The organism is Pseudomonadota bacterium, from assembly GCA_022361155.1.
In the GTDB taxonomy this organism is placed as follows: Bacteria; Myxococcota_A; Polyangia; order Polyangiales; family JAKSBK01; genus JAKSBK01.
In genome coordinates this window covers 1-26,864 of the sequence record JAKSBK010000443.1, presented here as the reverse complement: position 1 = coordinate 26,864, position 26,864 = coordinate 1, and the positions used below count along the sequence as shown (strand labels likewise).

Here is a 26,864-nt window from a genome sequence, read left to right as displayed (position 1 = left end):
TTCGCGCGCGAGGGATCACCGATCTACGCGTTTCCGTCGCCAACGAGCGACGGCCCCATTGAAGCAATGATCTACGCCGCCCTTCACGGCCGGAAAATCGAGTTTCCGTCGCCAACGAGCGACGGCCCCATTGAAGCGATGTACTTGCTGTCGGCGGGGGCGCTGCAGCGGGGGTTTCCGTCGCCAACGAGCGACGGCCCCATTGAAGCTCGTTCTTCCGGGACGATTTTTTGGCGATTGATGGGTTTCCGTCGCCAACGAGCGACGGCCCCATTGAAGCGGCCGAAGCGACAGCGACCCTCCGTCGAACAAGCTGCGTTTCCGTCGCCAACGAGCGACGGCCCCATTGAAGCCGCTCGAATTCGCCTTTGATCAACGCCTCGCCGTTCGTTTCCGTCGCCAACGAGCGACGGCCCCATTGAAGCCAGACTGCGAACGCGGAACCGTCTCCGCGGGGATCGTCGTGGATGGGCCGGGCCGGTCGCCCGGCCAGGGACGCTCGCCGCAGGCCTCTGGGGGGTCACTTCATTCAGCCTGCAAATCGGTGGTTCCATGACCCTGAGAATCCAGGGTCACCCCCTCACGGGGTGGTCCCATGACCCTGAAAACCCGCCGGTCCCTTGAGGCTGCGAATCCAGCCCCTCAGGTGGTCCCATGAGGCTGCAAACTGGCAGTAGCAACCGCATTCCGATCGAAGACAGCCGTGCCTGCAACTCCATTTTTTCGCTTCGCGGTGCTTTTGGGAAAGAACGCCCGGGAAACGGCCGTGATCGCCCGGGAGACGGAGGGCAGCGGGCACCCCAAACACGCAGGCCCGGTGGTCGGGACGTTTTGCGGCGTCGTAGCGCGTGCCAACCCGCATGCCAGTTCACTCGCCGGGTTGGCGCGCGCGTCGAGGCCGACGTGCGTGCGCGCCTAGGTTCAGCTCGTGGGCTTGATTACCACGCGCAGGACACTAGCCGTGGCGATCGAGGGTCCCTAGCCCACAACCAACACACAACTGGACCGTGGAGATGCCAAGCCCTACACCCAGGCTGTGCGTTTGATGAGCGAATAGGCGCAGCGCGGTGCGGTGCGGTGCGGTGCACTCCGCGCAGATCGTGCCCTGATCCCTGTAGCCCGGGGTGGAGCCGCCGATCAGCCCCCGCATGACGCTGGCTCCCACCTCGTCCCTAAGGACGCGCAGCGGCGGCAGCGTCGTGCGCCGGGCGTGAGGAACCTCGTCGTCAAACGGCACGAGGTGACCTCCGCGAGCCGAGCTCAGGGTCAGCAGTGCGCTCGGGCGCAGGTCGATGCCGGCCCCCCGCTGGCGCAAGAGGCTGCTGGCAGCCTGCGCGTCGCGCCCTGTCATTCCACGCAGCAAGGGAAACGGCACGGGCCTACCCAAATCCGGTACGGGGCCGGCGGTGACCAGGGATTCGATCACGCGGGCCAACGCGGCGGGCTGCTCACCCCACGCCGTCAGGATCAAGTCAAAGCGATCGCATCCCGGAGGAGAGCGTGGCGGGCCCGGGGTCTCCGACACCACCAGCGTTGCCTCGCGGCAGCAGCGACCCTCCAGCTGCGCGTGGCACTCGAAGACAAGCAGGAGCCGGTTGTCGCTCGGGGCAGCGAGCGAGGTCAGCGCGAGCGGTATCTGAGCCCGGAACAGCATGGGCAGGTCGCACACGGCGCACACTGGCCAGTTTTGCTGTTCGCCCAGCAGTGGCAGACCACCCGTTCGGAGGGTCACCTCCGGCATCGGAGGAGGATCTGCATCGAACCACGCGATCCCCATCGGGCTCATCAACGGCACCGGCCCCAGGGCCTGAGGGGGGCTTGGTCCCCAGCCGGTTCCAGCCGTGCATGCGTCGCACCACACTGGCCGGGCCGACGCCCGCGATTCCGTGATACCGTGGCGCCTGCCATGCGCAACAGCGCACCTCGTCCGACATCGTCGAGCAGCCCATGGGCTGGTAGGTGCCACCTGGTAGGATGCTGCTAGTCTGATTCGCCATGACGGGCCCCGGGCAGGCTAAGGACGCCAAGGCGGCGGCGATGCGACCCGATCGTGGGCCCGGCTGGACAGGCGGCTTCGGGGCGTTGTCCCTTTTCACGTGCTGCGTGCTGTGCTTGACCCTTTGGGCCATCTTCGTGCACGCCCCCATCGAGCAACGCATGGGTATCGTGCAGAAGATATTCTACTTCCATGTTCCGAGCGCAACGGCGATGTACGTGGGCTTCGGCCTATCCGCGCTGGCCAGCATCGCGTACCTGATCAAGCGCAGCCCGCATTGGGACGCGCTGGCGGTCGCCTCGGCCGAGGTCGGCACGCTGTTCTGCGCCATCGTGCTCACCACCGGTCCGATCTGGGCACGCAAAGCCTGGGGCGTGTACTGGACCTGGGATCCACGACTGACCACCACCTTGCTGGCCGGGCTCATCTTCATGTCCTATCTCGTCCTGCGAGGCTTCGAGGGCGCCGGCGATGCGGAGCGCCGCTTCGCGGCCGGCTTGGCCATCGTCGCGATCCCCAACTTGTTCATTATTCATTACAGCGTCCAGCTGTGGCGCGGCACCCACCCCACGGTGATCACGGGACGCGGCCAGGGTCTGGCTCCCGATATGCAGCCGGCGCTCGCAGGGGGCTTCGTGCTGATGCTCTGCGTCGTTGGCTTGCTCATCTGGCTGCGTACCCGAGCGGAACGCTCGCGGCAACGGCTGCGCGAGCTCGAGCTGGAAGCAGCTGAGCTCGGCCTGGCGGAGGGCAAGGCGTACTAGCCGATGCGGGCTAGCACACGGGTGACGATGACAGCGACGAACAACAGAGCTTGCCGTGGCCGCGCGTTTGGCGGCGCCGTGCTATGGGTGCTGCTTGTTGCAGGAGGCGCGAGCCGCACGTTGCCCGGCGCCATCGCGCAAGCGCAGCAGGACGATCAGGCAAGGCCCGCGCAGACGCAGCAGGACGTGCAAGACCAGCGCGCAGCGGGTTTTGTGGCGGTCGAAGGCCCGACCCAGGAGGACGTGCCCGGGGGGGCCTTGCTCCTGGCCGCCTATGCAACGGTATGGATCCTATTGCTGCTGTACGTGCTGCGACTGTCTCGCCTGTACCTGCGTGCTGAACGTGAACTGAAGCGCCTGGAGCAGCTTCTTGGGGAGGCTTCGGGCCGGATCCGAGGCGGCGCTGGTAGCGACTAGCCAGAGCGGGCCATGCCTTCGGTCGCGCACATCCTCTACATTCCAGGAATCCTACTGCTCGGGATTGCCATCGGCTTTGTGCTGGGGGCGCGGGCAGCACGCGCGGAAATCCAAAAACGCGCGACCGAACGTCGCCGATGAATCGCCCTCTCACCACATGGCGAGGCCTGCCATGCTTGCTCCTGGAGCTGGTCGTATCCTGCGCCAGCGAACCGGCACGGCCCGCCACGAAATCGACCGACCAGCCCCTTGCAGCTACAGCAGCGCAGCCGGAGACGCTGGCCGCACAACGCGAGCTCGAGCTGCCGCTACCCAGGGACCAACTCCGGCCGGCCGCCAAGCCGCCCGCGCCTGTCGAAGCGCAGCCTTTAGGGTGCAGCAGCGAAAGGCGACTGTTCGCGGACACCGGCCTCGACGAAGACGCTCTGCTTGAAGAGCTTCGGACCGCACCCGCTCGCGTATTCAAGCCTGTGGGAACCACCTCGGTTGTGTTCCGGGTCGCGCTCGGCGCCAGGAGGTGTCTTCAACGTGCTGCCGTCGATCCCGAAGCCCTCGAAACCGTGGGGTCTCCCGCCGCTCCTCAACCATGCACCACGTTGCCTCGTCAGGGCGAAAAAACCCACGATTCCGATCATCCTCGGGCTCTCGGTCCGATCTTGAAGACACTCCCTAGGATCGCTGCTGCCTTCAAGCCTTCGTCAAGAACCCGCCGCCGCGCGGCGTTCGCCGAGATCGCCGCCTACCGCCTCGCGCGCTGCCTCGGCCTGCGCAACGTGGTTCCAGCCATCGGTCGCCGGCTGCCGATCGGGTTGATCAAGCAAAGGCTCAAGCCAGACGATCGCTGGCCCGCGATCGAACAGCAGCTCGAGCTCGGACAGGAGCAGGCGCTGACCGGCGCAGCCATGTACTGGGTGCCTGACTTGCGGGATATCGGGATCGACAGGCGCCAGGGAATCCGTGAGTGGTCGGGGTGGCTCGCCGTAGACGGCGTCGTGCCGGAGAACCGGCGAGTGCTTGCGCGGGACATCAGCAACATGCTGGTCTTCGACTACCTGATCGCCAACTGGGATCGCTTCAGCGGTTCCAACGCGCTGGCGCAGCACGGCACGCGGCTCGTGCTGCGCGATCACGACGTTGCGTTTCCCGAGCACCTGCCTCTCAAGCTACATCGCAAGCTGCTGGCGCGCCTGCTGCGCGCCCAGCGCTTTTCGCGTGGCCTGATCGCGCGGCTCGCAGCGCTTTCCCCGCCGGCGCTGGCACGTGAAATCGGTCGTGATCCCGTGCTTCGGGGCCGGCGCTGGCTGCATGGCAAGCGCCTTGCTGGCCTGCTCGATCGGCGCCAAGCCGTATTGTCACACGTCGCCGCCCTGGTAGACTTGCACGGCGAGGATGGAGTCCTCGCGTTTCCCTGATGCGGGGCCAACGTAACCTCGGCCTGCTGCGAACGTGACTGTGGCGTACCATGAACGCGTCGTTTCAACGCTCCGCGGCGAGGTCGCGGAATCCCTGCAACATGCCTGACGCCGACGAGCCGAGCGACAGCCCTACACGCGAGGAGGTGGGCGAGCTGCTAGCGCTCTTGGTGCACGACCTTCGCAATCCCACCGCCACGATCAGTGCCAACCTGAACTTCGTGCGCGACGTTTGGAATCCGGGCGAGGGGCGAGACGGCGAAGACCTCCGGGCTGCGCTCAACGACGCGGGCCTGGCCCTGCGCGAGGTCGAGCGGGGACTCGAGCAGTGCGGCTGGATCGCGAACTGGATTCTGGGTCAAGCGCCGGTGGCAGCCAGCCAGGGCAATCCCATTGCAGCCATCGAGGCCGCCATCGAGCACCGTGGCGACCTGCAGGTGGAGCTGCAGATCGATCAGCCGCCGGTGGCCGTCGTCGGAGGCGGCAAGAATCCGACCCTGCGCCAACCGGGTGCCGTGGAGCGCCTCATGGACGTGCTGCTGGCAAACTGCGGCCACTGGAGCGGCACCGACCCGATCATCGTACGGGTCGATCGCGACCCCGACGGTTACGTGATCGTCGAGTTGTGCGATACAGGCCATCCGGTGGCTCCCAGCCTGCGCTCGAGCGCGTTCTCGCTCAGGACCCAGCCACAGCTGAAACGGCGCTCCGGGGGACGCTATGGACGAGCCCTGGGGCTGTTCGCGGCGCGTGTCCTGGCCGACGCGATCGGCGCGCGCCTGGAAGCCGACGAGCGCGACGCAAGGTGCTTGTTTCGCTTGCGCCTCAGACCCGTCGAACCGTGAGCTCGGCTGCGCCTTGCTGGCGTGCAAGCCTTGCCGGCGTGCAAGCCTTGCCGGCGTGCTACGGCGCGACCGAGGCCGGGGCGGAGGCCGGGAGCCGATTCCGGTCCAAGGCTCGGGTTTCCCCATCTTGATTTCGCCGTGGTCGAACCGGTCGAACCGCGTAGCGTCATCGCAATCCTCAACGGATGATCTTCAACCGCTTGTGCCCCGCGACCGGAGGTGCCTTTTGGCCACCCGATGCGACGAAGTGCTCGCGGGCGATCCGGGTGGCGAGCCGTTCGGCCACGTCGCGAAAAGCGCTGGCCACCGTGCTCTTGGGTGCGGCCTCCACCACCGGTGTACCGTCGTCGCCCCACTGTCTGACCAAGGGATCGATAGGGATCTGCCCGAGCAGCGGCGCCTTGGCATAGTCCGCCACCTTTTGGCCGCCGCCCGCGCCGAAGATCTCGTGCCGCGCTCCCTGCGGATCCACGAAGTAGCTCATGTTCTCGAGTACGCCGAGCACGCGAAGCTTGAGCTTGTCGCACATGGAAACAGCCTTGTACACGTCCTGCAGCGCGACCTCCTGCGGGGTGGTCACGATCACGACGCCCGTGGTGCGCAGGCGCTGCGCCAATGTCAGGGCCACGTCGCCCGTGCCGGGCGGCAGATCCAGTATCAGGTAATCGAGCGTCCCCCAGTTCACATCGCCCAGAAACTGCTGCAGGGCGCCCTGCAGCATGGGGCCGCGCCAGATAACGGCCTGTTTCGGGTCCTCCAGCATGAACCCGATGCTCATCAGCGTGACGCCGAGGCGTCGCAGCGGCTCGATGCGCTTGCCGTCGAGCGAGCGCGGATTGCCGTGCACGCCCATCATGGTCGGCAGCGAGGGCCCATAGATGTCGGCATCGAGCGCCCCAACACGCGCGCCCGCCTGACTGAGTGCCAGCGCCAGATTGAACGCGCAGGTGCTCTTGCCCACGCCACCCTTGCCCGACATCACCAAGACGATGTTGCGAACCTCGGGAACCGGATCGTCGGCGCTTGCTTGCCGGGCGGGGACTTGCAGGTCCCACAGCAAATCCACTTCGTGCACACCGAGCGGCCCCACCAGCTCCTGTAGATCGCGCGTGATGCGCTCTTTGCTCGCCCCCGCCGGAGCGCTCAACTGCACCCTGAGCGAAAGCCTGCGGCCATCGAGCTTGACGTCGCTCAGCAGGCCAAGCTCGCTCATCGGTCGCTCGAAGACCGGGTCGACCAGCTTGGCCAAGGCCTGCTCTACAGACTGCAACGTCAACGCCGCCATCACGCGTGCTCCGTCCCCTTCGGAAGCGCTCGACCAGTAAACGGATGCCAGGACCCTAAAGCGCGTGGTTCGCTGCGTCAAGGGCGACTCACAGCCGCCCCAAAGCCGCCCAAACCATGCCCGAGCCAGCGGCTCGGCACGCATACCCCTGGGCGGCGCTTGCGGCCAGCACGTCTTGGCTCCAGTATTGCTCGCCTTCTTGGTTCGAGCTGGGCATAGTGTCGGCAGCGGCCGTTTGCGAAAAGGGGGATCGGCCGATCGAGCCGGAGGCTTGTGACCGATGCGGGCTAGACAAAGGGCCGTCCTCCCCTGCACGGTTTTCGGTGTCTGCGCGCTGGTTTATGTCCTTACCCTGGGCAACCGCATACTCACAACGAGCCCGGACAACCACTACCTGCACCTTGCCAACAGCTGGCTTCACGGTGAGCTGGCGGTATTGGGGGACCGGCCGCCCGGCAGCAACGATTGGGCTCTGTACCAGGGCCGCTGGTACGTTTCGTTCCCGCCCCTGCCTGCCCTGATTGTCTTGCCGGCGGTGGCGTTGGCGGGCGGTACCGCGCTGCCCGATTGCCTGTTTTGGGCGCTGATCGCAGCGCTTGGTCCCGCGCTGCTGTTCGTGCTCTTGAGGAGCTTGCGCGAGCGCGGTCGCAGCGAGCGCAGCGAACGCGACGATCTGGTCCTGACCGGGCTGTTCGCGTTCGGCAGCGTCTACTACTTCGTGGCGGTGCAGGGGTCGGTCTGGTTCGCCGCCCACGTGGTGGCTTGCCCGTTACTCATCCTGTATCTGCTGCACGCGCTAGGGGCACGGCAACCGTTGCTTGCAGGTGTCTTCCTGGGGCTTGCCTTTCTCACGCGCCCGCCGACGCTGCTTGCCGCGCTGTTTTTCCTGCTCGAGGCGCTGGCGCAAGCGCGACCCGCGGACACGCCGCCGGTAGGGTCCGGCAGCCACGTGCTAGTCCGCGCGCGCCGCTGGCTGGGCGCGGTGTGTTGGCGGGCCAGCGTCCGACCGCTTGCGCTGTTCACCTTGCCCCTGCTCGCGGTCGGGCTGTTCAGCGCCGGCTTGAACCTGGCGCGCTTCGACGACCCGTTCGAGTTCGGCCACACCTACCTCCAGGTGGCCTGGCGCGGCCGGATCGACACCTGGGGCCTGTTCAACTACCACTACTTCGCACGCAATCTTGCCGTGTTTGCGACCGCGCTGCCGTGGTTGTCGATCCACGCACCCTACCTCACGATCGGTCGCCACGGCCTGGCGTTGTGGTTCACCACACCGCAGTTGCTCTGGCTGCTCTGGCCCGCGCGCGTCCCGAGCACCAGCGTCGCCCTGTATCTCTCGGCCGCTGCCATCGCGATCATGGATCTGTGCTACCAGAACAGCGGCTGGATCCAGTTCGGGTATCGCTTCGCCACGGACTACCTCCCGCTCCTTTTTGGGCTGCTCGCGCTTTCGGGCCGGCGCTTCGGGCCCGGTTTTCATGCCTTGATGGTGTTCGCCCTGATCGTGAACCTGTTCGGCGCCGTGACCTTCGATCGCATGCCCGAGTTCTACGATACGGACCTGACGCAGCGCGTCATCTTTCAGCCCGACTAGGAGCCGCCCCTGCACCGAATGCTGGTAGCCGTTCAGGTCCCTGGAAGTCAACGATCACGAATGCTGCACGACGCTCGCCGCCCGCACGGTGCCGTGGCCCTTCGTGCAAATAATTGGCACTGCCCTGGCCCCAATGTGCAACCAACGTGCAACCAATGTGCAACTGAATGCGCGTCCCAGGTCGTGAAGGTTGCCGAGCGATGCTACACGCGACCCAGGAGCTTGCCTCACGACAGGAAGACGCGCAAGATTCTGGCGGATAACTGCGAGCGACGTTCGCGTTTCTTCCGTCGCTCTTGGGAAGGTTACGGCTGTGCGAAAGGCATTGCAACGATCACCCAAACGGAGAAAGGTCCTCTTTTCGCTGATTCCCTTGGCGACAGCAACCATGCTGCTGGGGTCCGGCGTTCTGCTTGGACGCTACATGACCGTCAGATCGCTGTCGGAGCACATTCAAAACAACTATCGGGCAAGTACCTTGGGTCAATTGGTTCACGATCGCGAGGCGACTCCAAAGGTGTCGAAAGCCTACTACGACACCAAGAACAGTCTCAGCGAGATGGATAGCTACCTGTGGGTGGCTCCTCATGTCATGACGCCTTTCGTCGGGCATGGTCCTGAGCCAGGAGTCCATCACAACAGCACGATCAATCCGTCGCAACTACGAGGATCCTATCCACCCAAGCTACCAAAACCTTCCGGTGTCTATAGGATCTTTCTCGTCGGCGGCTCGACCGCTTTTGGCTCGGGAGCGCCGAATGACAATCAGACGATAGGAGGCTACCTTGAGGCCTACCTCAACAACTTGGCATCGACGCCCGACAAGAACAGGCTGCGTTTCGAGGTGTTCACATTTGCCCAGCCGGCTTGGGCCAGCACGCACGAGCGTATAGTCATCGAGAACAGGATCATCGAGCTCATGCCGGATCTGGTCATCTCCTTATCAGGTATCAATGACATCCACTGGGGACTGGGGGGACGAAACATCCTATGGTTCAGGTCGTACGCGGACGAACACTATTGGAAAGTAGTGAACGAAGTACATGCGTTCCTAGGCCTCCCAAGAATGGCAGATGTAACTACGGTATCGAGCGATCCGATATCTTGCGATCTCGTGGCGACTCGGCTTCGATCCAATGTCGCCTTGTCGAGCTTTGCTCTGCAGCTCGTCGATGCAAAGTATCTCTTTGTTCTGCAGCCGTCTGCCCACGTATCGGAACGGGACTTGTACGCCAAGTTGGCGGACCCGACCAGTGTCAGAGAATACTGGAGCGGCTGCTACGCAAGCATCGACCGGCGTCTGAAAGCGTTGAGGAGGAACAATCTCTACTACCTGAGCTTGGTGGGGCTCTTCGACGATCGCGACAAGGCGGAAATCTACCTGGATGCCTATCACCTCGGCAACCGAGGAAACGACCTCGTGGCCGATGCTATCCGCCGCAGGGTCGTAGAAGCCATCCTGTGAAGCAGTCCTGGTACCGCTTGCCGGGGATTGTGTTCGATTGGCGTCGAGCGCTGGCGGTCGCTGGCAAGGCGCACCGACGAAGCTGACCGCCGGAGCGGGGGAAGGCTAGCGCCGGCGCTCAGTTGTTCGCGCGTGCTGCCGTACTCACTACTCCGTGTACCCGTACCGGTGGTCATACCTTGCACCTGTGGCAATCCTGATTGCCTGTGGGCGGGTGGGCTACGAGCCAAGGCCTCCCCAGCCGGCTGATGCGAGCACGCTTGACGCAGCGCATGACGATGCGGCGTCCACGGCCTGTCCCGCCGGTTTCGGGGACTGCAATGCGAATCCCGCGGACGGGTGTGAGAGCTCGCTGTCAAGCCTGGACCATTGTGGGCGATGTGGGAATGCATGCTCCGTCGCTCACACGTTGACAGCCTGCACCGCCGGACGCTGTGAGGCCCTTGGATGCGAGGCGGGCTTCGGCAACTGCGATGGGGATCCAGTCAACGGGTGCGAGCGGCCGCTCAACACGAGCACAAGCTGCGGTGGCTGCGACGTTCCCTGTGTGCCAGCGCGAGCCAGCGGCAGCTGCAACAGCGGCATCTGCGAGATCACGGCTTGCGATTCGGGCTACGGGGACTGCGATGGCCTGACCGGGAACGGCTGCGAGACGGCGCTCGATTCGCTCCTTCATTGCGGTGCGTGCGGTAGCTCGTGTCTGCTGCCGCACACGAGCACCAGCTGCGACGCAAGCTCGTGCAGCATCACGGGATGCGATTCCGGATTCGATGACTGCGATGGAGACCAGAGCAACGGCTGCGAGGCCGCCCTGGACACGCTCGCTCATTGCGGGGGTTGCGACCAGCCGTGCGACCTGGCGCACGCAAGCGAGACCTGCGCCGGCGGCTCGTGCCAAGTCAGCTCGTGCAGCCCGGGCTTCGGCGACTGCGACGCGGTGCCATCGAACGGGTGCGAGATGCCGCTCAACACCCTCACCGACTGCGGCGCGTGCACACAGCGCTGTGACCTATCCAACGCGGACGCCTCCTGCGCATCGGGTTCATGTCGGATCATGAGCTGCAACCCGGGCTTCGGCGACTGCGACGCGGATCAGAGCAACGGCTGCGAAGCGTCGCTCGACCACCCACGACATTGCGGAGGCTGCGGGGTAAGCTGCGACGACGGGGACCCGTGCACGACCGACAGCTGCGCGAGCGGCACCTGCACCTACGCAGACAGCGGCCAATGCAGCTGTCCCGGTTCGTGCTCCGGGGGCAACTGCGGCACCTGTGCGCCCGCCTGCAGCTGCAACCAGAGCTGCCGCGGCAGCTGTTCCTCCCTGTGCTCCGCGGGTGCAACATGCGGGCTGGTGGTCTCCGACAGCAACCGCAGCAGCCAAACCTGCAGGACAACGGCCAGCTGCGAGCTTCGCTGCAGCAACAGCAACAACTGCGAACAGCTGTGTGAAGACGGCTCGAGCTGCGAGCTCATATGTTCCAACTCGGGCTGCGTGCAGGACTGTCAAGGCGCTGCTCGGTGCCTGTCGCGCTGCAGCAACGCAAGCTGTCAGCTGCTTTGCCCCGGCGGCGCCACAAGCTGCGGCGGCGGAATCACCGTGTGCAATCGCCCGTGTCCCTAGCCTGGTTGTATATAGCTAGGGGAGCGGCACCATGGTCGGCGTACGGACGACCGTGGTCGGGCGTTGACTCGGTGCGACCTGGCAGTAGCTGTTGCGGCCAAGGCAGTGCACTTCGCCGTTGCGCTGCAGGCACAAGTGCCGATATCCACTCGTGAGCGCCTCCCAGCCGGCCTCGGCCAACGCCTGCTCGGGCGACAGCAGGTCCATGCTGCCGTCGCTAAAGTCGGCGACGTGCCCCCAGCACCAGACTTCACCACCGGGTCGCAGCCCACAGGTGCTGCGGCTGCCCGCACTCACCTGTAGCCACCCCTCGTCGCTGGTCACACGCGCCGGTGTGGAGCGTGCCATCCGATCGTTGAGCCCGAGCTGGCCGTAGCTGTTGTCGCCCCAGCACCACAGCGAGCGGTCGCTGCGCAAAGCACAAGTATGCTCCCATGCGCTGATGTCCATCCACTGTGCGCCCGGGGCCACCTGCACCGGCGTAGCCTGCGAAGCAGCCGTGGTGCCGTTGCCAATCTGACCCGAGGCGTTGCGCCCCCAGCACCACAGGCTCCAATCGGCGCGCAGGCCGCACGTGTGGTGGTCGCCCAGCGCGAGTGCGACCCAATCGGTGTCGGGGCTCACGAGCTGGGGGCTCGTCAAGCGACTCGAGGCCGCGCTCACCACCTCGTGATCGTCGTTTTCCCCCCAGCACCACAGGGTCCCGTCTGCACGAACCGCACAGGTATGATCGTCACCCGTGGCTACCTGTTGCCAGGCCTGTCCGACTTCAACCTGTGTCGGAGCACCGCGAGAACCGGTGTCGCCGAGACCCAACTGGCCGTCGAAGTTATAGCCCCAGCACCACAGGCTACCGCCGGCGCGAATACCGCAAGCGTGGCGCCGGCCGATCGCGATCTGCGTCCAATCGGTGGCTGAGCCGACTTGGCTCGCACGGTAGGAGCTCGGGCACACCTCCTCCGGTGCGGCGGGCGTGTTCAAACGCCCCCAGCACCACAGGCTTCCGTTGCGCAGCGCGCAGGACTGCGTGCCGCGCGCTTGGATCTGGGTGGTGGCGTCGGGCAGCACGCAGGCTCCAGCGCGACAGGACTGCCGCGGGCCGCAGACATTGCCGCAGGCGCCGCAGCTCGTGCTGGCCGTTAGGACGCTCTCGCAGCCCGTGAGTGGATCGCCGTCGCAATCCGCGGTGCCGGGCGGGCAGACCAGAACCGGCGGCGGCGCGTCGGGCACGGCGTCCGCGTCCATGCTCGCGTCCACGGGGAGCATGGACGTGGTGTCGGGTCGCGAGGCGTCGCCGGCTTCCACTCGGGCATCAGCCGCGCCGCCATCACTTCCTGCACTACTACCCGCACTGCCGCCGCCACTGTCCTGCCCGGCGTCACGTCGCCCAGCAAAGCCCCTGGTGTCCTCAGCGGGACGGACGTCGAGCGTCGTCGAGTGGACACGGTGACTGGCTTGCAGCTGCACGTCGACCTCGCCCACGTCGAGGCGGGTACCCCTGGGCAGCCACACCAGGATGGCTCCAGCGCGCAAGCGGATCTCCGCCGGTTCGATGTCGGCAAAGCGGATTTGGAAGCCTGGTACTAACGCCAGACGGTCGCCGTGCACGTGTAGGTAGTTGTCCAGCGCTACGCCCGAAAGGGTGTAGATTTGCGAATCCATCAGGTTCTGGGGCACCCGCGCAGGCGCAATCTGGAGCTTGCCCCGATCGCCGCAGGCAAGTGTGAGCAATGCACACAGACCCAGCCCCGCACGACGGACCATACCCATCGGTCAATTGAGTACGGCATCGCGGCTCAGGCGTGAACGGCGGCCGTCGTTGCCGGCTCAGCCGATCCTGGCCCTTGCGTTTACCCAATTGCCGCGCGTGGGCTGCGGGCCGACACACCCGGGGCGCCGGGTGCGGCACACACGAGCTGAAGGCCGCGCTCCCGGCAGCCGCGCTCAAAGGTCTGGGCGGCCTGGCGCGTTGCGAAGAACGCTACCGCCAGGTCGCCACCGCCGGCGCCGGAAGGTTTGGCGGCGCCGCCAGCCTGGACGGCAAGCGTACGGATGATGCGCAATGCGGGCGTCATGAGGCTGCAGTCGGCCAGTCGGCCGAGCCGCTCCAAAAGCTCCGCGTGGGCGTGCACGGCGTCGAGCAGGGCCGCGTGATCTCCGCGGCGCCACGCTGTCGAGAACGTCGCGGCGGCGAGCCCCAGCCGGTCCATGACCCGGCCATGCTCTGCGGGCGCGACCTCGGCAGCCCGCGTCACACGCTCGAGGAGGATACGGGTCGAGGCCGGCTGGCCGCTCCAAACCACGCATGCCTCGAGGCCGGCAGGCCAAGCAACGGGCTCGCCCCTGGGCCTGCCCTCGGCGCGCCGCACCCTCACGACTCCACCGAGCGTGGAGGCGACGACGTCGGCGCCGCTGCCCAACGGCGCGATCGAGCGGTGACCCGCAAGCGCGGCCTCGAGCACCTGCCGGCGTACCTCGGGGTCGTGGAGCGACAGCCCGTGACGGGCAAACACGGCGCCGGCTGCAGCCACCGCCGACGCGGCCGAGGAGCCGAGCCCGAGCTTGCTGCCGCCAAGGTACAGGGCGCTCGTGTCGATCGAGAGCGCTTCGGGAAGGGGGCCCAGGCGGCGTTCGGCGTATGCGCGAGCGGCCGCCGCCTCGGGAGTCAGGGGCTGTGCAGGCTGTTGTTGCGCGGGGTCCGGCTCCCAGGTTGCGCGCACGCGGCGCTCGACCGCAGCCACCAGGGCCTCGGCTCCTTCGAGCACCACGTACTCGCCGCTCAGCATGAGCTTGCCCGGAGCGCTCACGTGACCTCGAACACCCGAATCGACGCCTACCACGTCTCCACTCCTGGTCCGGGGCGAGCCAGGAGCGTCTGGGTGATGCCGTCCAGGGATCCCAGGGCGCGCGCCACCGGCTCGGCCTGACCCGGCCGGCACAAGGCCTTGACGTGGGGACCGGCGTCGACCGTAGCCCAGACCTCGATGCCTTGCCGCTCTCTGAGCTCGCGCACCCGGTGCAACGCGGCCACGGTGCCGGGTTGCCAGTACAGCAGCGCCGGCGCCGCGGCGAGCGCGCAAGCGTGCATCGACAGGGCGCTGTGCTCGGCGGCCTGCCCGAGCGCGGTCAGGTCGCGCTCGAGCACGGCCCTACGGATGCCCGCGCACAGCTCGGCTGCAAGATCTTTCCAGGCAGCGTAGTAGGGCGATGTGCGCTTGGTGTGGGTCATGCCCAAACGCGAGGAGGTGGGTTTGCGTCGAGCCGACACCACCGCGACCACCACGCGCAGATCCCAGTGCTCGGCGGGCGCGAGGGGCTCCGCGGCCAGCGCTGCGGGTCGCGGAGCACGGCCCCTCGAGGCTTGCCCTGGCTGCCGGCCGGCCGGCAGGTACACGTAGCCGCCGAAGATCGAGCGCGCGGCCGAAGCCGAGCCTCCCCGGGCGAGTGCGCTCAGCTCGTCGAGACGGAGGTCGAGGCCGGCGGCGCGACTCGCCGCAGCGGCCAGGGCCGCAAACCCCGAGGCGCTCGACGCCAGACCGGATGCAGTCGGAAAGCGATTGCGGCTCTCGACACGCGCACGCAGCGACAGGTCGCTACGCTCGCGCACCCGATCGAGCACTGCCGCGACCCGGCCGAGCTCGGGCGCAGGCGCGACCTTGCCGTCGAGCACGAAGCTATCGGACTCGAACCCAGAAGCGAACTCGACGCTGGTCTCGGTGACCAAGGGATCGAGTGTGACCGAAATGCTCGGGACGTCGGGTAAATTGAGCGCCGGATCGAGCTTGCCCCAGTACTTCGCCAAGGCGATGTTGGCGCGCGCGCGGGCGTTAGCCTGCAGGCTGGCCTGCCGCACGCTCAAGCGCTGACCTCGGTCACCAGCACCGCCTGGGAGAAGCGTAGCAGCGGAGCCGCGATCTCGCGGGCCCTCCGCTTCGATTCCGCCAGCGCCACCATGCAGCCACCGCCGCCACCGCCGGTGAGCTTCGCACCGAGGGCCCCCGCCTGCCGCGCGGCTTGGCACATGGTGTCGAGTTTCGGCGTCGAGACACCCAGCCGTCGAAGCGCCTGCTGGTTGCTGTCCATCAACGACCCTAGCTGCGTGAGATCGCCCGCCACGAGCGCCTTCTCTCCGGCCTGCGCGAGGGATGCGATCTCGTCGAAGGCGGCCTGGGTGTCGGCCGGCTGTCGCTCGAGGCGGCGTGCGACAGCGTCCACCATCCGCTTGGTGCCGGACTGCCCGCTATGTCCCACCACCAAGTGCAGGGGCGCGTTGCTTCGGACGACCGTCCCGCCCTGCCCCTTGCGAAAGCGGACGAGCCCACCGTGGGTTGCGAGAAAGCTGTCCACTCCGGAAGGGTTGCCGTGGAACACGCTCTCCCATGGTCGCACGACCTCGATGATCTCGGCCGCTGAGCGGCTCTGCCCCAGCGCACGCCCGACGGCGCGAACGACCGCAACGGCCAGCGCCGCCGAGGCGCCAAGGCCCGCGGCAGGAGGCAGCTCGACCCGTGCGCGCACGCACAGGCCGCGCTGCGGCGGCACCCGGCAGGCACCCAACAACCCGCGCAAGGCTCGCTCGAGATCCACGAGCTGCGGATCGGCCGGCGCGACGCCCAGCTCCACCTCGAACCCCCACGGATCGACACGCAGCGAGCACCTGGTCGCCGGCTCCGCGTGGGCGACCGCACCGCGATCGAGGGCCGCCGCGAGCGCGCTGCGTCCATGGACCACAGCGTGCTCCCCAAACAAAATGACTTTGCCGTGCCCTCTGCTCATCCCACCACATCAACTCTGGCGTGAAGTCAAGACATCGAGCAGCTCACTCAGCGGCGAGGGATCCAGCGGCGCAGCGTCGAGCGCGGCGCGGGCGTCGGCGACGAGGGCTTGCAGGCGAGCTTCCGCATGCGCCTTGACACCGCGACGCTCGAGCAGATCGACGACGGTCCTGATTTGTGCGTCGCTGGCCTGGGTGTTGCCGTGCACCTGAGCAAACGCGCGCCGGTCGCCGGCCGCAAGCTGCATTTCGGCCTGTTCGACGAGCGCCGTGCGTCTGCCCTGCCGCAGATCGCTGGCAAACGGTTTTCCCACGCGCCCGGCTTCGCCGAACACGTCCAGCAGATCGTCCCGCATCTGAAACGCGAGACCGGCTGGGCGAGCAAAGCGATCGAGTGCCTCGAGCTGGTCATCGCCCGCGTCGAACAGCAGTGCCCCCAGCCGAAGAGGCGCCCGGAGGGTGTAAGAGCCGGTCTTCAAGCGGGCTACGCAAGCGACATCGCGGTGGCCGAGCAGATCGAGCTGCTGGCCAACCACAACTTCCTGAGAGGCTTGGGCGAAAGTCGCGTAGGCCCGAGCACGGGTCGCGGTAGGAAACGAGCATCCGAGCAGCAGCTCCAACGCCATGGCGTTGGCCAGATCCCCGGCAAGCACCGCCAGGCAAGCCCCCATGTGCCGGCTTTGGTAGCGTTTCCCGAACCGCACATGCAACGTGGTACGACCGCGGCGCAGCGCATCACCGTCCATCCAATCGTCGTGGACGAGCAGGTACGCCTGCAACAGCTCCAGCGACGCACCGAGCACGGCCGTATCCTCGGGGCGCGCTCCCGGGTCGATGCTCTTCGCGCCCGACCACGCCACCATGGGACGCAGCCGTTTTCCGCCGCGCAAGGTGAGCTCGCCAAGGGCATCGTAAAGCTCGCACGCCGGTGTCGACACGGCGAGCTTCATCCGACGCTTGGCCGCAAAAAACGCCTCGAGTCGAGCGTTCACCACGTCGCGCACGTCCAGCATCCCTTGCGGTATCACCGGTCGCACCTCGGGCTTTTCGTGCCGTAGTGGTTGGGCGTCGCAGGATTCGAGGTCGGCCATCGCCTTAGGGCCCGCGGAAGAACAACTCGTGTGTTTCGGTGAGGACTGGGCGCCGCTGGCGAGGCGCGACGACGAGGAGTATTGGGGATACTTCGAGGAGGAGCAACATAGCCGGCAGTGGCCAGAACCGGCGAAATGGATGAGTTATTCTTCCGCGGGCTCTCACCTTGGACTACTTGCAGCATGGTACCGCTGGCGCAACGAGCCTGCTACACTGCTTTGCACACCGCAAGGTTGCGTGCCCCTACCTCACCACGCTCTCAGGCGGGCCTCGGTAAGGCCGGACCGACTCGCGGGTCCAGCTCGCGGGTCCATCTCACGGCTCGATACGGGGTCGTATCTGAGGCCGGCGAAGATCCGCACCCGCCTCGGTGGACCGACCCCTCATGTCGACTCCTCACCGCAAACCCGGCTGGCTGCGCGTACGCGTACCAAGCGGGGAGCGCTACCGCAGGCTCAAGCAGCTCGTACGCGGCCTCGATCTGCACACCGTGTGCGAGGAGGCGCGCTGCCCCAATACGGGTGAGTGCTGGGGGCAGGGCACGGCGACCCTGATGATCCTCGGCGATACCTGCACGCGGGGATGCCGCTTCTGTGCCGTCCGGACCGGCCATCCCGGCGGTTTGGTGGATCCGCGAGAGCCGGATCATGTGGGGCGCGCGCTGGGCGAGCTCGATCTGGCCTACGTGGTGCTCACGATGGTGGATCGCGATGACCTGTTCGACGGAGGTGCCGCTCATGTGGCGCGGACGGTTCAACGCATCCGCCGGCACAGCCCGGATACCCTGGTGGAGACATTGGTCGGCGACTTTGGCGGCCGCAGACACGATGTGAGCACGGTAGTACACGATGGCCGGCCGGACGTATTCGCCCACAACGTGGAGGTCGTCCCGCGTTTGCAGCGCCGGATGCGCGACCCGCGTTGTTCCTGGGAGCGATCGTTGCAGTGCCTGCGCTGGGCGCGCGAGTCCGGCGCCGAGATCACCAAGTCATCGTTGATGGTGGGCTGCGGCGAACAGACCCATGAGGTGGAGGCCGCGCTTTGCGAGCTGCGCGAAGCGGGCGTGGATGTGGTGACCATCGGCCAGTACCTCAGGCCCGGTAAAAAGCATGCGCCGGTCGTCCGTTACCTCGAGCCGGTGGAGTTCTCGCGCTTCAAGACGCTGGCGGAACAGCTCGGGTTTCGTTTCGTGGCTTCGGGACCGCTCGTGCGCTCGAGCTACCGCGCCGCGGAGGCCTTCTTAACGGGAGCGCTGAGCAAACGCAAAACAGCAATTGGCGATCGGTACGGCAACAAGGGCAGACGCCTGCAGGTGATCAGCTAATGGAAACGCATTCGACGCATGCCGCGGCCAGCCCCGCAAACGGCGGCGAGAGCGCGGAAGATGGGATTGCACGCGTGATCGCTCCCGGCGGCGGCGTTGATCCGGCGACCGATCCAAACCTCGACCTCGAGTTCGTGGTTCGGCTCTACAAGGCCATGGTGCGGACACGCATCGTGGACGAGCGCGCGACCGCCTTGCAGCGCCAGGGACGCATCGGCTTCCACATCGGGTCGCTGGGCGAAGAGGCCGCGGTCATCGGTTCGGTGGCCGCCCTTCGGGCCCAAGACTGGGTGTTTCCCTGCTACCGCGAGTGGGGCGCGGCGCTATGGCGAGGCCTGTCGCTGCAAACCTACATGGACAACCTGTTCGGCAACGCCGACGACGTCGCGCAAGGACGGCAGATGCCGGATCACATAACCGGACGCGCGGTCAACTTCGGTTCGGTCACCTCGCCGATCGGCACCCAGATCAGCCAGGCTGTGGGCTTTGCCTATGCAGCAAAGTACCGGGGACAAGACCTGGTGACGGCCGTGTACTTTGGCGAGGGCGCCACCAGCTCCAACGATTTCCACTGCGGAATGAACTTCGCCGGCGTGCTGCGCGCACCCGCGTTGTTCTTGCTGCGCAACAACGGTTGGGCCATCAGCGTGCCGGCCTCCAAGCAAACGGCCGCCATCACCTTCGCCGACAAGGGACGAGGCTACGGCGTGCCCGCGCTGCGGTGCGACGGGAACGACGCGCTGGCGGTCTACGCGACGGTGCGCGCGGCGGTCGAGCACGCCGCTGCGGGCCGCGGTCCGATGTTCGTCGAGATGCTCACCTACCGCATGGGTGCGCACTCGACGTCGGACGATCCGCGCGCGTACCGCGCTCAGAGCGAGGTGGAAGAGCAGAAGAAGCGCGACCCGATCCAGCGCCTGCGCGCCTACCTCGAAGCACGCGGGCAATGGTCGGAGCAGCAGCAGCAGCAGCATGCCGACGAGGTAGCAGCCGAGTTCAAGCGCTGCCTTGGGCGAGCGGAAGCGGCGGGAAAGCCCGAGCCGTCGAGCATGTTCCACGGGGTGTATGCGAGCCAACCTCCGCACCTCAAGGAGCAGGAGCTGCAGTGTCTCGGCGGGCCACGTGCCAAAACGGGGCACTGAGGGGCCCGCGCAAGAACCACCGCGTTGGAGAGGTCGTTGCCGTGACTGAGATGAACATGGTCCAGGCGATCAACAGTACGCTGCGATCGGAGATGCAGCGTGACGATCGAATCGTGCTGCTCGGGGAGGACATCGGCAGCGTCGGCGGAGTCTTCCGCGTCACTTCCGGACTGCAGCAGGAGTTTGGCGAGCAGCGGGTGATCGACACGCCGCTAGCCGAGACCGGGATCGTTGGCACCGCGATCGGTATGGCCATCTACGGCCTGCGACCCGTACCGGAGATCCAGTTCGCCGATTTCATCTTCCCCGCGTTCGATCAGATCGTCAGCGAAGCAGCCAAGTACCGCTACCGCAGCGGCGGCGAGTTCCAGTGCCCGATGGTGCTGCGCACGCCCGTTGGCGGCGGTATCCGAGGCGGCCACTACCACTCGCAATCGCCCGAGTCGCTGTTCATTCACAACGCTGGGCTCAAGGTGGTGTACCCGGCTACGCCCTACGACGCCAAGGGGCTGCTCAGCAGCGCGCTTCGGGACGACGACCCCGTGCTTTTCTTCGAGCCCAAACGCGTGTACCGCGCAGCCAAGATGGACGTTCCCGAAGACGACTACCAGCTGCCGCTGTGCCAGGCGCATACCGTGCGCGAGGGCAACGACGTCACGCTCGTCACCTGGGGCGCGATGCTGTACGAGAGCGTGGCTGCCGCACAGCAGGTAGCAGAGCAGGGCATTGGCACCGAGATCATCGATCTACGAACGCTGTGGCCGGTGGACAGCGACACCGTGACCGAGAGCGTCAAGAAGACCGGCCGCCTGGTCGTGGTGCACGAGGCGCCCGCGGCGTGCGGCCTGGGTGCGGAGCTCATCGCGCAGCTGTGCGATCGAGCGTTTCTGCATCTGCAAGCGCCGCCGCGCCGGGTCACCGGCTGGGACACGCCGTTCCCCTACACCCTGGAAAACGAGTACCTGCCGCTGGCGCATCGGATCGTACCGGCGCTCGTGGAGAGCGCCCGTTTCTAGGCTCGAGTTCAGCACTTTTGGTGAAGCGAAATCCCCGCGAAAACTGGCAGTTCAAGGCGCGACGACGACTAATGGTGGTGTCATTGGGAGGAGGAGCAACGCCGAAATGCCGGTTTTCCCGGGGATTGCAGCCGCCGAAAGTGCTGAACTCGAGCCTAGTCCTTTGGCAACGGAGTCTTGGTCCCCGGCGCTGAGGATGGCGAGCGAGAGACGAACGAGGTCGCAGGGCACCCGCTGACAGGAAGGACAGACCGTATGGCGCGTTTCGAGTTTAGACTGCCTGATATCGGCGAAGGCGTGGCCGAAGGCGAGGTCACGCAGTGGCACGTCAAAGCAGGCGATGCCGTGGCCGAGGATCAACCCATGGTGGAGGTGATGACCGACAAGGCCACGGTCACCATCGGCGCGCCGCGAGCGGGCCGCATCAGCGAGCTGCTGGCCGATGTTGGCAGCACGGTCGACGTCGGCGAGGTGCTCGTGGTGATCGAAACCGAGAGTGCCGGTAGCGATGCCACCGCTGGCAGCAACGGCTCGGGCGCACCGGCCGCCGGCAGCACGGCCCCCGAGTCCGAGCCGGCAGCGAGCGCAGTGGGCGACCTGCGCGAGGTGCTGCCGGGGACAGGCTACTTGAGCGAAGCCGGCCAGCAACCCAGGGCGCATCTGGAATCGGGCGTGGTGCCCGCTCCGAGCGCGGCCGAGCCGTCGGGATACTTTTCGCCCAGGCCCCTGGCCACGCCCGCCACACGCAAGCTGGCTCGCGACTTGGGCATCGACCTGAGGCGAGTGCCCCCGAGCGGCGCGCACGGTCGCGTCACGTCCGAAGACGTGCGAGGAAGCGAGGAGCGGCTTCCCACCCCCGGGGCCGCACCACGTGCAGGTTCCTCGCCGCCGTCGCCGCCAAGGCCGACTTGGGACGCCAGCGGGACGAGCCCCGAGCAGCGCGTGCCGTTCGTGGGGTTGCGGCGCAAGATCGCGGAGCGCCTGCAATACTCCAAGAACACGGCGGCCCACTTCACGTTCGTGGAGGAGTGTAACGCAGAGCGCTTGGTGGAGCTGCGCGATCGGCTCAAGGCCAAGGCCGCCGAGCGTGGCGTTGCACTGAGCTTTCTGCCTGTTATCGCCAAGGCCGTCGTCTCGGCCCTGCGCCGCCACCCCATGCTCAACAGCACGCTCGATACCGGCAGCAACGAGCTCGTGCTGCGCGACCATGTGCACCTGGGCATTGCGGCCGCGACCGACCAGGGGCTGATGGTGCCCGTGATCCCGCACGCAGAGCGTTTGAGCGTGCTCGAGCTCGGACGCGAGATTCAACGACTCGGTCAAGGCGCGCGCAGCGGCGAGCTCGCTTCTTCGGAGCTCGCCGGATCCACGTTCACGATTACGTCGCTCGGCAAGCAGAGCGGGCTCTTTGCCACGCCGGTGATCAACCCGCCCGAAGTGGCCATCTTGGGCGTTCATCGCATCAAAGAGCGGCCGGTGGTGCACGAGGGCCGCATAGTGCCCGGCCAGGTGATGCTGCTAACGCTCTCGCTCGATCACCGCATCGTCGACGGCCATGTGGGCGCGGCGTTTCTCTACGACGTGATCGAGCAGCTGGAAGAGCCGGCATCGATGCTGCTCGATACGGTCTAGGGTGGTCCTTGGCGCATGGACGACACGGCAAGCCCTCCCGGCCAAGGTGGCGCAACGTCGCCGGGCGGGATGGATCGAACCCGCCGTCTCAGGTCCGCCCTGCTGCGCTGGTACGAACGCTCGGCACGCGATCTGCCCTGGCGCCGCACGCGCGATCCGTATGCGATCTGGGTCGCGGAAGTCATGCTGCAGCAGACCCGGGTCGAGCAGGCGCTGCCCTACTACGCGCGCTTCATGCAGCGCTTCCCCAGCGTCGAAACGCTGGCGGCGGCATCCGAAGACGACGTGCTCGCGCTCTGGAGCGGGCTTGGCTACTACCGTCGCGCCCGCCAACTGCACGCCGGAGTGCGCGAAGTCGCCGAGCGCTACGGCGGTCGCGTCCCGCACGAGCCGGCGGCGCGCCGCGCACTGCCCGGTGTCGGGCGCTACACCGCCGGCGCGATCGGCAGCATCGCCTTCGGACGGGCCGAAGCGATCGTGGACGGCAATGTCGCGCGCGTGCTGAGCCGGCTGTTCGCCGTCGACCTGCCCTCGGGGACGGCTGCGAGCCAGCGCCGTCTATGGAGCCTGTCCGAAACCCTGGTACGCGGGCCGCGCCCGGGCACGCTCAACCAGGCCCTGATGGAGCTTGGCGCGACCCTGTGCACGCGCAGCAAACCGCGCTGCGAGCAATGCCCCGTAGTGCTGCACTGCGAAGCCTACAGCAGTCAGCGAGTGGGCGAGCTGCCTGTAGCAAGACGGCGGGCAGCGCCTCGAGCGCTCGACTGGTGTGCGGTCGCCGCCTTCGCAGCCCAGCACAGCCAGCCGGCGTTGTGGCTGGCACGCGCGCCGAGCTCGCTTTTCGGTGGGCTCTGGAACCTACCCACGGTCGAAGGACACGGTCGGGCCAACGCGCGCCAAGCCCTGGAGGCGCTCGGCATACGGGCCAAGCTCGACGGGGCGCCCGCAGGCAGGGTAAAGCACGTGCTGTCGCACCGCAGGCTCGAGGTCGAGTTGTGGCTGGCCGAGCAGGGGCGCGGGACAGGCAGCGAGACGCTGCGCGCCGTCCCCGTTCACACCCTACAACGCGTGGGCACATCGCGATTGACTCGCAAGCTCGTCGCGCTGGCCATGCGGCTCGCGGGCTCCGTCCCGCTGCCTCGGGTGGCGGGTGGGGTCCCGGCGCATCGGGACCCTGATTCACCTACAGCTTGTACAACGGCAAAGACCTGTCTACGGTGATTTGCAGCAAGCGGCGGGCAACCGTACTGGCACCTGTGAGGCTTTTCGTGAACCGATCGATTCTGGCTTCGAGCGCAGCACTCGCTGGTGCTCTGATGGCTCTTGGCACTGCCGGCTGCGGCAAAGACGCAGGCGGCAGCGGAGCTGCGACCGGTGGCGGGGTCACGGTTCCAGCCATGGGCACCGGCGACTGTTCCATGTTGCCGGTTGCAACCGGCGTGCAGACCGCATGTCTGCGGACGGGCAACGACAGCCCGAACGTCTGGGTGCGCTGCGGCGGCGGCGTGGCGAGCGACGAGGCGTATGCGGTGGCGGTGGCACCGGACGGCAGCATCTACGTGGGAGGCAGCTTCGGTCAGCTGATCGATCCCAACGGGCTTCAGACGATCGCGGATTGCCTGAACATGACCCAGGCGGACTTCGAGCGAGCCAGCTTCGCGATGACGGAGGTGATCACGTCGGGAGGCGGCGAGGATCTGTTCCTTGCCAAGTACTCGAGCGCCGGCCAGCTGCTGTGGATTCGCACGGCCCCGGGACCTGCGGACGACGGTGCCGTCCGGGGGCTGGCGATAAGCCCCGCCGACTCGTCGGTGGTCGCGGTGGGCGACTTCGCAGGCCAGGCCATGTTCGGCTCGTTCCCGGTGGCCACCCAGGCGCACCGGGACGTCTTCGTGGCGAAGTACAGCCCCAACGGGGACGTGATCTGGGTCGACACCGCCACCGTCGCTCCCGACCCCTTTGGCAACGACGACGCCACGGCTCACGGCGTGACGATCGACCCGCTCGACGAGACCATCGTGGTGACGGGCCACTACGCGGGAACGATCAGCTTCCCGCATACCGACCCCTCGCTGCCGCCGGTCGTGCTGACCGCCCTGGGTCCGCAAGACCTGTTCGTCGCGGAGTTTTCGCAAACCGGCGATATCGTGTGGGCCGACGAAGCCGGCGGCACGGAGGACATCTCCGAGGGACGCGACGCGACCACCGAACCCGATGGCACCTTCATGGTGGTAGGCACGCTGGCCGGTGGTGCCGTGGAGCACATCACGGACTTCTACGGCACCGACGTGATGATCGCATCCTACTCGGGCACGGGCATGGCCGAGAATCAGTCGGACATGCTGCTCATTCACTACAGCCACGACGGCCGGGTGCTGTGGGCCACCAATGCCGGCTACCCTGGCGAGGACACGCTCGGCGAGGGCGTGACCCACGACAGCCTGGGCAACGTCTACGTGGTCGGCCGCTTCGGTGAATGCCTGATGCTGCGCAAGCAAGCCGTGCTTCCTCTTGCGCCGCCGCTTCCCTTCGTGCCGCCACCTCCCGGCACCTGCGTGGACACGCCCGGCGAGAGCGCGCTCATGGGCAGCGGCAACCACGACTGGTTTGTCGCGAAATACGCCGAGAGCGGGCTGCTGTTGTGGGCCAAGGCCTTTGGCGACTTCGACCTCGATCGAGGCTACGCCATCGACATGTACGAGGGGCCGGCGGGAAGCTGGCTCTACGTCGGGGGGCGGTTTAGGGAGAACGTAGACTTCGGGGGCCCGCTAGGTCTGGTGACCTGCCAGGGCATCGACTGCCATGGGATCATCAAGATGGACACGGAGGGCAACGTGCTGTGGGCCAAGTCGCTTGATGGGGACGCCGAGAGCGCCTTTTTCGACCTCGCGGTCGATCCCCGGGACGGCGCCGTGGTCGGCGCAGGAGCCTTCAACGGGGTGGTGAGCTTCGAAGCCTCGACCCCCAACGAGGCTACGCTGACCGCCTGCACCCAGTTTGACACCGACACCCTCGCCACCGACGGCGACGTCGTGCTGTACAGGCTGGCGCCCTAGTAGATCTTAGTAGGTCCCAAGTTAGGTCTTGGCCTTGGTAGTCCTTGGGGTAGCCGGTTTCCCCGTCGCCGAGCTGCCGTCGTGATAGTTGTGCTCATCATTCAATTGCGCTAACGATCAAGCCATGAACGTGTTCAGAGCAAGCTTGGCCGTTGTCGGAGGTTTCCTTATAGCCGCGTGCAGCGCCGCTCCACCAAGCGACACGGGAATCGTCGGCCGGGCGGGAACCGTTGCCCAAGCCGGAACCGTCGGCCGGGCGGGAACCGTTGCCCAGGCCGGAACCGTCGGCCGCGCAGGCACGCTCGGCTTGGCAGGGACCCTCGGCGGCGCCGGCGGCCGGGGTGGCATCGGAGCAGGCATGGCGGGTTTCGGCGGCAGCCTGGGGACGAGCGGCTTCGGCGGCGGAGCAGGCGGGCTGGGTGCGGCTGGTCTTGGCGGCCGCGGGGGTGTCGGCGGCACGGTCTGCCAATCGCCCATGGCCGACTGCGACCTGAACGGAACCTGCGAAACGAACCTGACCACCGACGAGCGGCACTGCGGCTTGTGCAACCAGGAGTGCCAGCTGCCCAATGCCGACCAATCGTGCATCAACGGCCAGTGCCAGCTCGTGAGCTGCCAGGGCGGCTGGGCCAACTGCGATTTCAACCCCCTCAACGGCTGCGAAACCCGCGACACCTGCACCGGCATCGGCCCGGGCAACTGCATGTTCGGCTGGGCCGACTGCAACGGTGACGGAACGTGCGAGACGCGACTCGATACCCTGATGAATTGCGGCTTCTGCGGCGGCGTGTGCGAGCTGCCCAACGCCATGGAAAACTGCCAGCAGGGACAGTGCGTGCTCGGCCAGTGCGACCCGGGTTGGGCCAACTGCGACTTGCTTCCGCTCAACGGCTGCGAGGTGCAGGGCACCTGCCAGGGACCAGGCCCCACACCGTGTCCCTTCGGCCAGGGTGACTGCAACCGGGATGGCGTGTGCGAGGTGAATCTCCAGACCTCCACCCAGCACTGCGGTGCATGCGGAGCACCTTGCCAGCTGATCAATGCCAGCGAGAGCTGCATCAACGGGCTGTGCACGTTGGTGGGCTGCGATCCCGGTTGGGCCAACTGCGACCGCAACCCCTTCAACGGCTGCGAAACCCAGGGGCAATGTCCCATCGTGGGTGTTGGCGGCTTCGGCGGCGTTGGCGGCTTCGGCGGCTTCGGCGGTCTTGGCGGCGTTGGCGGTCTTGGCGGCTTCGGTGGCGTTGGCGGCGTTGGCGGCGTTGGCGGCTTCGGCGGTCTTGGCGGCTTCGGTGGCGTTGGCGGTCTTGGCGGCGTTGGCGGTCTGGGCGGCGTTGGCGGTCTTGGCGGCGTTGGCGGTCTTGGTGGCTTCGGCGGCGGGAGCTTCTGCGATCCGGGTCGCGGCGACTGCGACAACAACGGCACCTGCGAG

Annotated in this window: 21 protein-coding genes and 1 CRISPR repeat array; of the genes, 14 read left to right on the top strand and 7 right to left on the bottom strand. The window is 66.8% G+C overall.

The annotated features are described in order from the left end of the window. Positions 1–29: 29 nt before the first annotated feature. Positions 30–425: a CRISPR direct-repeat array (repeat unit 36 nt; unit sequence GTTTCCGTCGCCAACGAGCGACGGCCCCATTGAAGC). Between the two features lie 530 nt (positions 426–955). Then, positions 956–1,741, bottom strand: coding sequence for a hypothetical protein (locus MJD61_16790; GenBank protein ID MCG8556919.1), 786 nt, complete (start codon positions 1,739–1,741; stop codon positions 956–958). Between the two features lie 254 nt (positions 1,742–1,995). On the opposite strand from MJD61_16790, the gene MJD61_16785 reads away from it, so the two are divergent. From MJD61_16785 to MJD61_16770, 4 genes are all read left to right on the top strand, one after another. Next, positions 1,996–2,760 (top strand): cytochrome c biogenesis protein, encoded by a 765-nt coding sequence (locus MJD61_16785; GenBank protein ID MCG8556918.1) that lies wholly within the window; start codon positions 1,996–1,998, stop codon positions 2,758–2,760. Between the two features lie 27 nt (positions 2,761–2,787). Continuing rightward, a complete protein-coding gene (locus MJD61_16780; protein MCG8556917.1) occupies positions 2,788–3,177 on the top strand; it encodes a CcmD family protein in 390 nt (129 codons plus the stop codon). Between the two features lie 137 nt (positions 3,178–3,314). Then, a complete protein-coding gene (locus tag MJD61_16775) occupies positions 3,315–4,589 on the top strand; it encodes a hypothetical protein (protein ID MCG8556916.1) in 1,275 nt (424 codons plus the stop codon). Between the two features lie 101 nt (positions 4,590–4,690). Next, complete coding sequence (locus MJD61_16770) at positions 4,691–5,434, top strand: hypothetical protein (GenBank protein ID MCG8556915.1); 744 nt, start codon at positions 4,691–4,693, stop codon at positions 5,432–5,434. A 178-nt stretch (positions 5,435–5,612) separates the two neighbouring features. On the opposite strand, the gene MJD61_16765 is transcribed toward MJD61_16770, so the two are convergent. Next, a complete protein-coding gene (locus MJD61_16765; protein ID MCG8556914.1) occupies positions 5,613–6,800 on the bottom strand; it encodes an Mrp/NBP35 family ATP-binding protein in 1,188 nt (395 codons plus the stop codon). 199 nt (positions 6,801–6,999) lie between these two features. Between MJD61_16765 and MJD61_16760 the strand changes: the two genes are divergently transcribed. The 3 genes from MJD61_16760 (at position 7,000) to MJD61_16750 (ending at position 11,396) form a co-directional block, all read left to right on the top strand. Then, positions 7,000–8,310, top strand: a complete 1,311-nt coding sequence (locus MJD61_16760; GenBank protein MCG8556913.1) for a hypothetical protein — start codon at positions 7,000–7,002, stop codon at positions 8,308–8,310. Positions 8,311–8,683: 373 nt separating this feature from the next. Next, the gene (locus tag MJD61_16755; protein MCG8556912.1) at positions 8,684–9,775 is read left to right on the top strand and encodes a hypothetical protein; all 1,092 of its coding nucleotides are present in this window, start codon (positions 8,684–8,686) and stop codon (positions 9,773–9,775) included. A 409-nt stretch (positions 9,776–10,184) separates the two neighbouring features. Then, positions 10,185–11,396, top strand: coding sequence for a hypothetical protein (locus tag MJD61_16750; GenBank protein MCG8556911.1), 1,212 nt, complete (start codon positions 10,185–10,187; stop codon positions 11,394–11,396). A gap of 15 nt (positions 11,397–11,411) precedes the next feature. On the opposite strand, the gene MJD61_16745 is transcribed toward MJD61_16750, so the two are convergent. From MJD61_16745 to MJD61_16725, 5 genes are all read right to left on the bottom strand, one after another. After that, positions 11,412–13,166 carry a hypothetical protein gene (locus MJD61_16745; GenBank protein ID MCG8556910.1) on the bottom strand — a complete coding sequence of 585 codons (1,755 nt, stop codon included), beginning with the start codon at positions 13,164–13,166 and terminating at the stop codon, positions 11,412–11,414. Positions 13,167–13,246: 80 nt separating this feature from the next. After that, positions 13,247–14,236 carry a hypothetical protein gene (locus MJD61_16740; protein MCG8556909.1) on the bottom strand — a complete coding sequence of 330 codons (990 nt, stop codon included), beginning with the start codon at positions 14,234–14,236 and terminating at the stop codon, positions 13,247–13,249. Continuing rightward, on the bottom strand, positions 14,230–15,249 hold the full coding sequence (mvaD, locus tag MJD61_16735) for a diphosphomevalonate decarboxylase (protein ID MCG8556908.1): 1,020 nt from the start codon (positions 15,247–15,249) through the stop codon (positions 14,230–14,232). The genes MJD61_16740 and mvaD overlap by 7 nt, the downstream gene beginning before the upstream one ends. Before the next feature lie 2 nt (positions 15,250–15,251). Then, positions 15,252–16,172 (bottom strand): mevalonate kinase, encoded by a 921-nt coding sequence (gene mvk, locus MJD61_16730; GenBank protein ID MCG8556907.1) that lies wholly within the window; start codon positions 16,170–16,172, stop codon positions 15,252–15,254. A 9-nt stretch (positions 16,173–16,181) separates the two neighbouring features. Then, positions 16,182–17,261 (bottom strand): polyprenyl synthetase family protein, encoded by a 1,080-nt coding sequence (locus tag MJD61_16725; protein ID MCG8556906.1) that lies wholly within the window; start codon positions 17,259–17,261, stop codon positions 16,182–16,184. A gap of 386 nt (positions 17,262–17,647) precedes the next feature. Here MJD61_16725 and lipA point away from each other — a divergent pair, with 386 nt between their 5' ends. The 7 genes from lipA to MJD61_16690 all read left to right on the top strand — a co-directional run. Next, positions 17,648–18,586: a lipoyl synthase gene (gene lipA, locus MJD61_16720; GenBank protein MCG8556905.1), complete on the top strand. Its 939-nt coding sequence runs from the start codon at positions 17,648–17,650 to the stop codon at positions 18,584–18,586. Beyond that, entirely contained in the window at positions 18,586–19,728 is a 1,143-nt protein-coding gene (locus MJD61_16715; GenBank protein ID MCG8556904.1) for a thiamine pyrophosphate-dependent enzyme, read from the top strand. Before lipA ends, MJD61_16715 begins: the two co-directional genes overlap by 1 nt. Positions 19,729–19,778: 50 nt before the next feature. Further along, positions 19,779–20,744 carry an alpha-ketoacid dehydrogenase subunit beta gene (locus MJD61_16710; GenBank protein MCG8556903.1) on the top strand — a complete coding sequence of 322 codons (966 nt, stop codon included), beginning with the start codon at positions 19,779–19,781 and terminating at the stop codon, positions 20,742–20,744. Positions 20,745–20,999: 255 nt separating this feature from the next. Continuing rightward, positions 21,000–22,376, top strand: a complete 1,377-nt coding sequence (locus MJD61_16705; protein ID MCG8556902.1) for a 2-oxo acid dehydrogenase subunit E2 — start codon at positions 21,000–21,002, stop codon at positions 22,374–22,376. A 15-nt stretch (positions 22,377–22,391) separates the two neighbouring features. Beyond that, on the top strand, positions 22,392–23,597 hold the full coding sequence (mutY, locus tag MJD61_16700; protein ID MCG8556901.1) for an A/G-specific adenine glycosylase: 1,206 nt from the start codon (positions 22,392–22,394) through the stop codon (positions 23,595–23,597). A gap of 47 nt (positions 23,598–23,644) precedes the next feature. Continuing rightward, a complete protein-coding gene (locus MJD61_16695) occupies positions 23,645–25,432 on the top strand; it encodes an SBBP repeat-containing protein (GenBank protein ID MCG8556900.1) in 1,788 nt (595 codons plus the stop codon). A 124-nt stretch (positions 25,433–25,556) separates the two neighbouring features. Further along, on the top strand, positions 25,557–26,864 hold a 1,308-nt coding region (locus MJD61_16690), incomplete at its 3' end, for a hypothetical protein (protein ID MCG8556899.1).

Coding starts and splice junctions, on each gene's coding strand:
- MJD61_16790 (MCG8556919.1), bottom strand. CDS start 1,741: ATGCCGGAGGTGACCCTCCGAACGGGTGGTCTGCCACTGCTGGGCGAA.
- MJD61_16785 (MCG8556918.1), top strand. CDS start 1,996: ATGACGGGCCCCGGGCAGGCTAAGGACGCCAAGGCGGCGGCGATGCGA.
- MJD61_16780 (MCG8556917.1), top strand. CDS start 2,788: ATGACAGCGACGAACAACAGAGCTTGCCGTGGCCGCGCGTTTGGCGGC.
- MJD61_16775 (MCG8556916.1), top strand. CDS start 3,315: ATGAATCGCCCTCTCACCACATGGCGAGGCCTGCCATGCTTGCTCCTG.
- MJD61_16770 (MCG8556915.1), top strand. CDS start 4,691: ATGCCTGACGCCGACGAGCCGAGCGACAGCCCTACACGCGAGGAGGTG.
- MJD61_16760 (MCG8556913.1), top strand. CDS start 7,000: ATGCGGGCTAGACAAAGGGCCGTCCTCCCCTGCACGGTTTTCGGTGTC.
- MJD61_16745 (MCG8556910.1), bottom strand. CDS start 13,166: ATGGGTATGGTCCGTCGTGCGGGGCTGGGTCTGTGTGCATTGCTCACA.
- mvk (MCG8556907.1), bottom strand. CDS start 16,172: ATGAGCAGAGGGCACGGCAAAGTCATTTTGTTTGGGGAGCACGCTGTG.
- MJD61_16725 (MCG8556906.1), bottom strand. CDS start 17,261: ATGGCCGACCTCGAATCCTGCGACGCCCAACCACTACGGCACGAAAAG.
- lipA (MCG8556905.1), top strand. CDS start 17,648: ATGTCGACTCCTCACCGCAAACCCGGCTGGCTGCGCGTACGCGTACCA.
- MJD61_16715 (MCG8556904.1), top strand. CDS start 18,586: ATGGAAACGCATTCGACGCATGCCGCGGCCAGCCCCGCAAACGGCGGC.
- MJD61_16710 (MCG8556903.1), top strand. CDS start 19,779: ATGAACATGGTCCAGGCGATCAACAGTACGCTGCGATCGGAGATGCAG.
- MJD61_16705 (MCG8556902.1), top strand. CDS start 21,000: ATGGCGCGTTTCGAGTTTAGACTGCCTGATATCGGCGAAGGCGTGGCC.
- mutY (MCG8556901.1), top strand. CDS start 22,392: ATGGACGACACGGCAAGCCCTCCCGGCCAAGGTGGCGCAACGTCGCCG.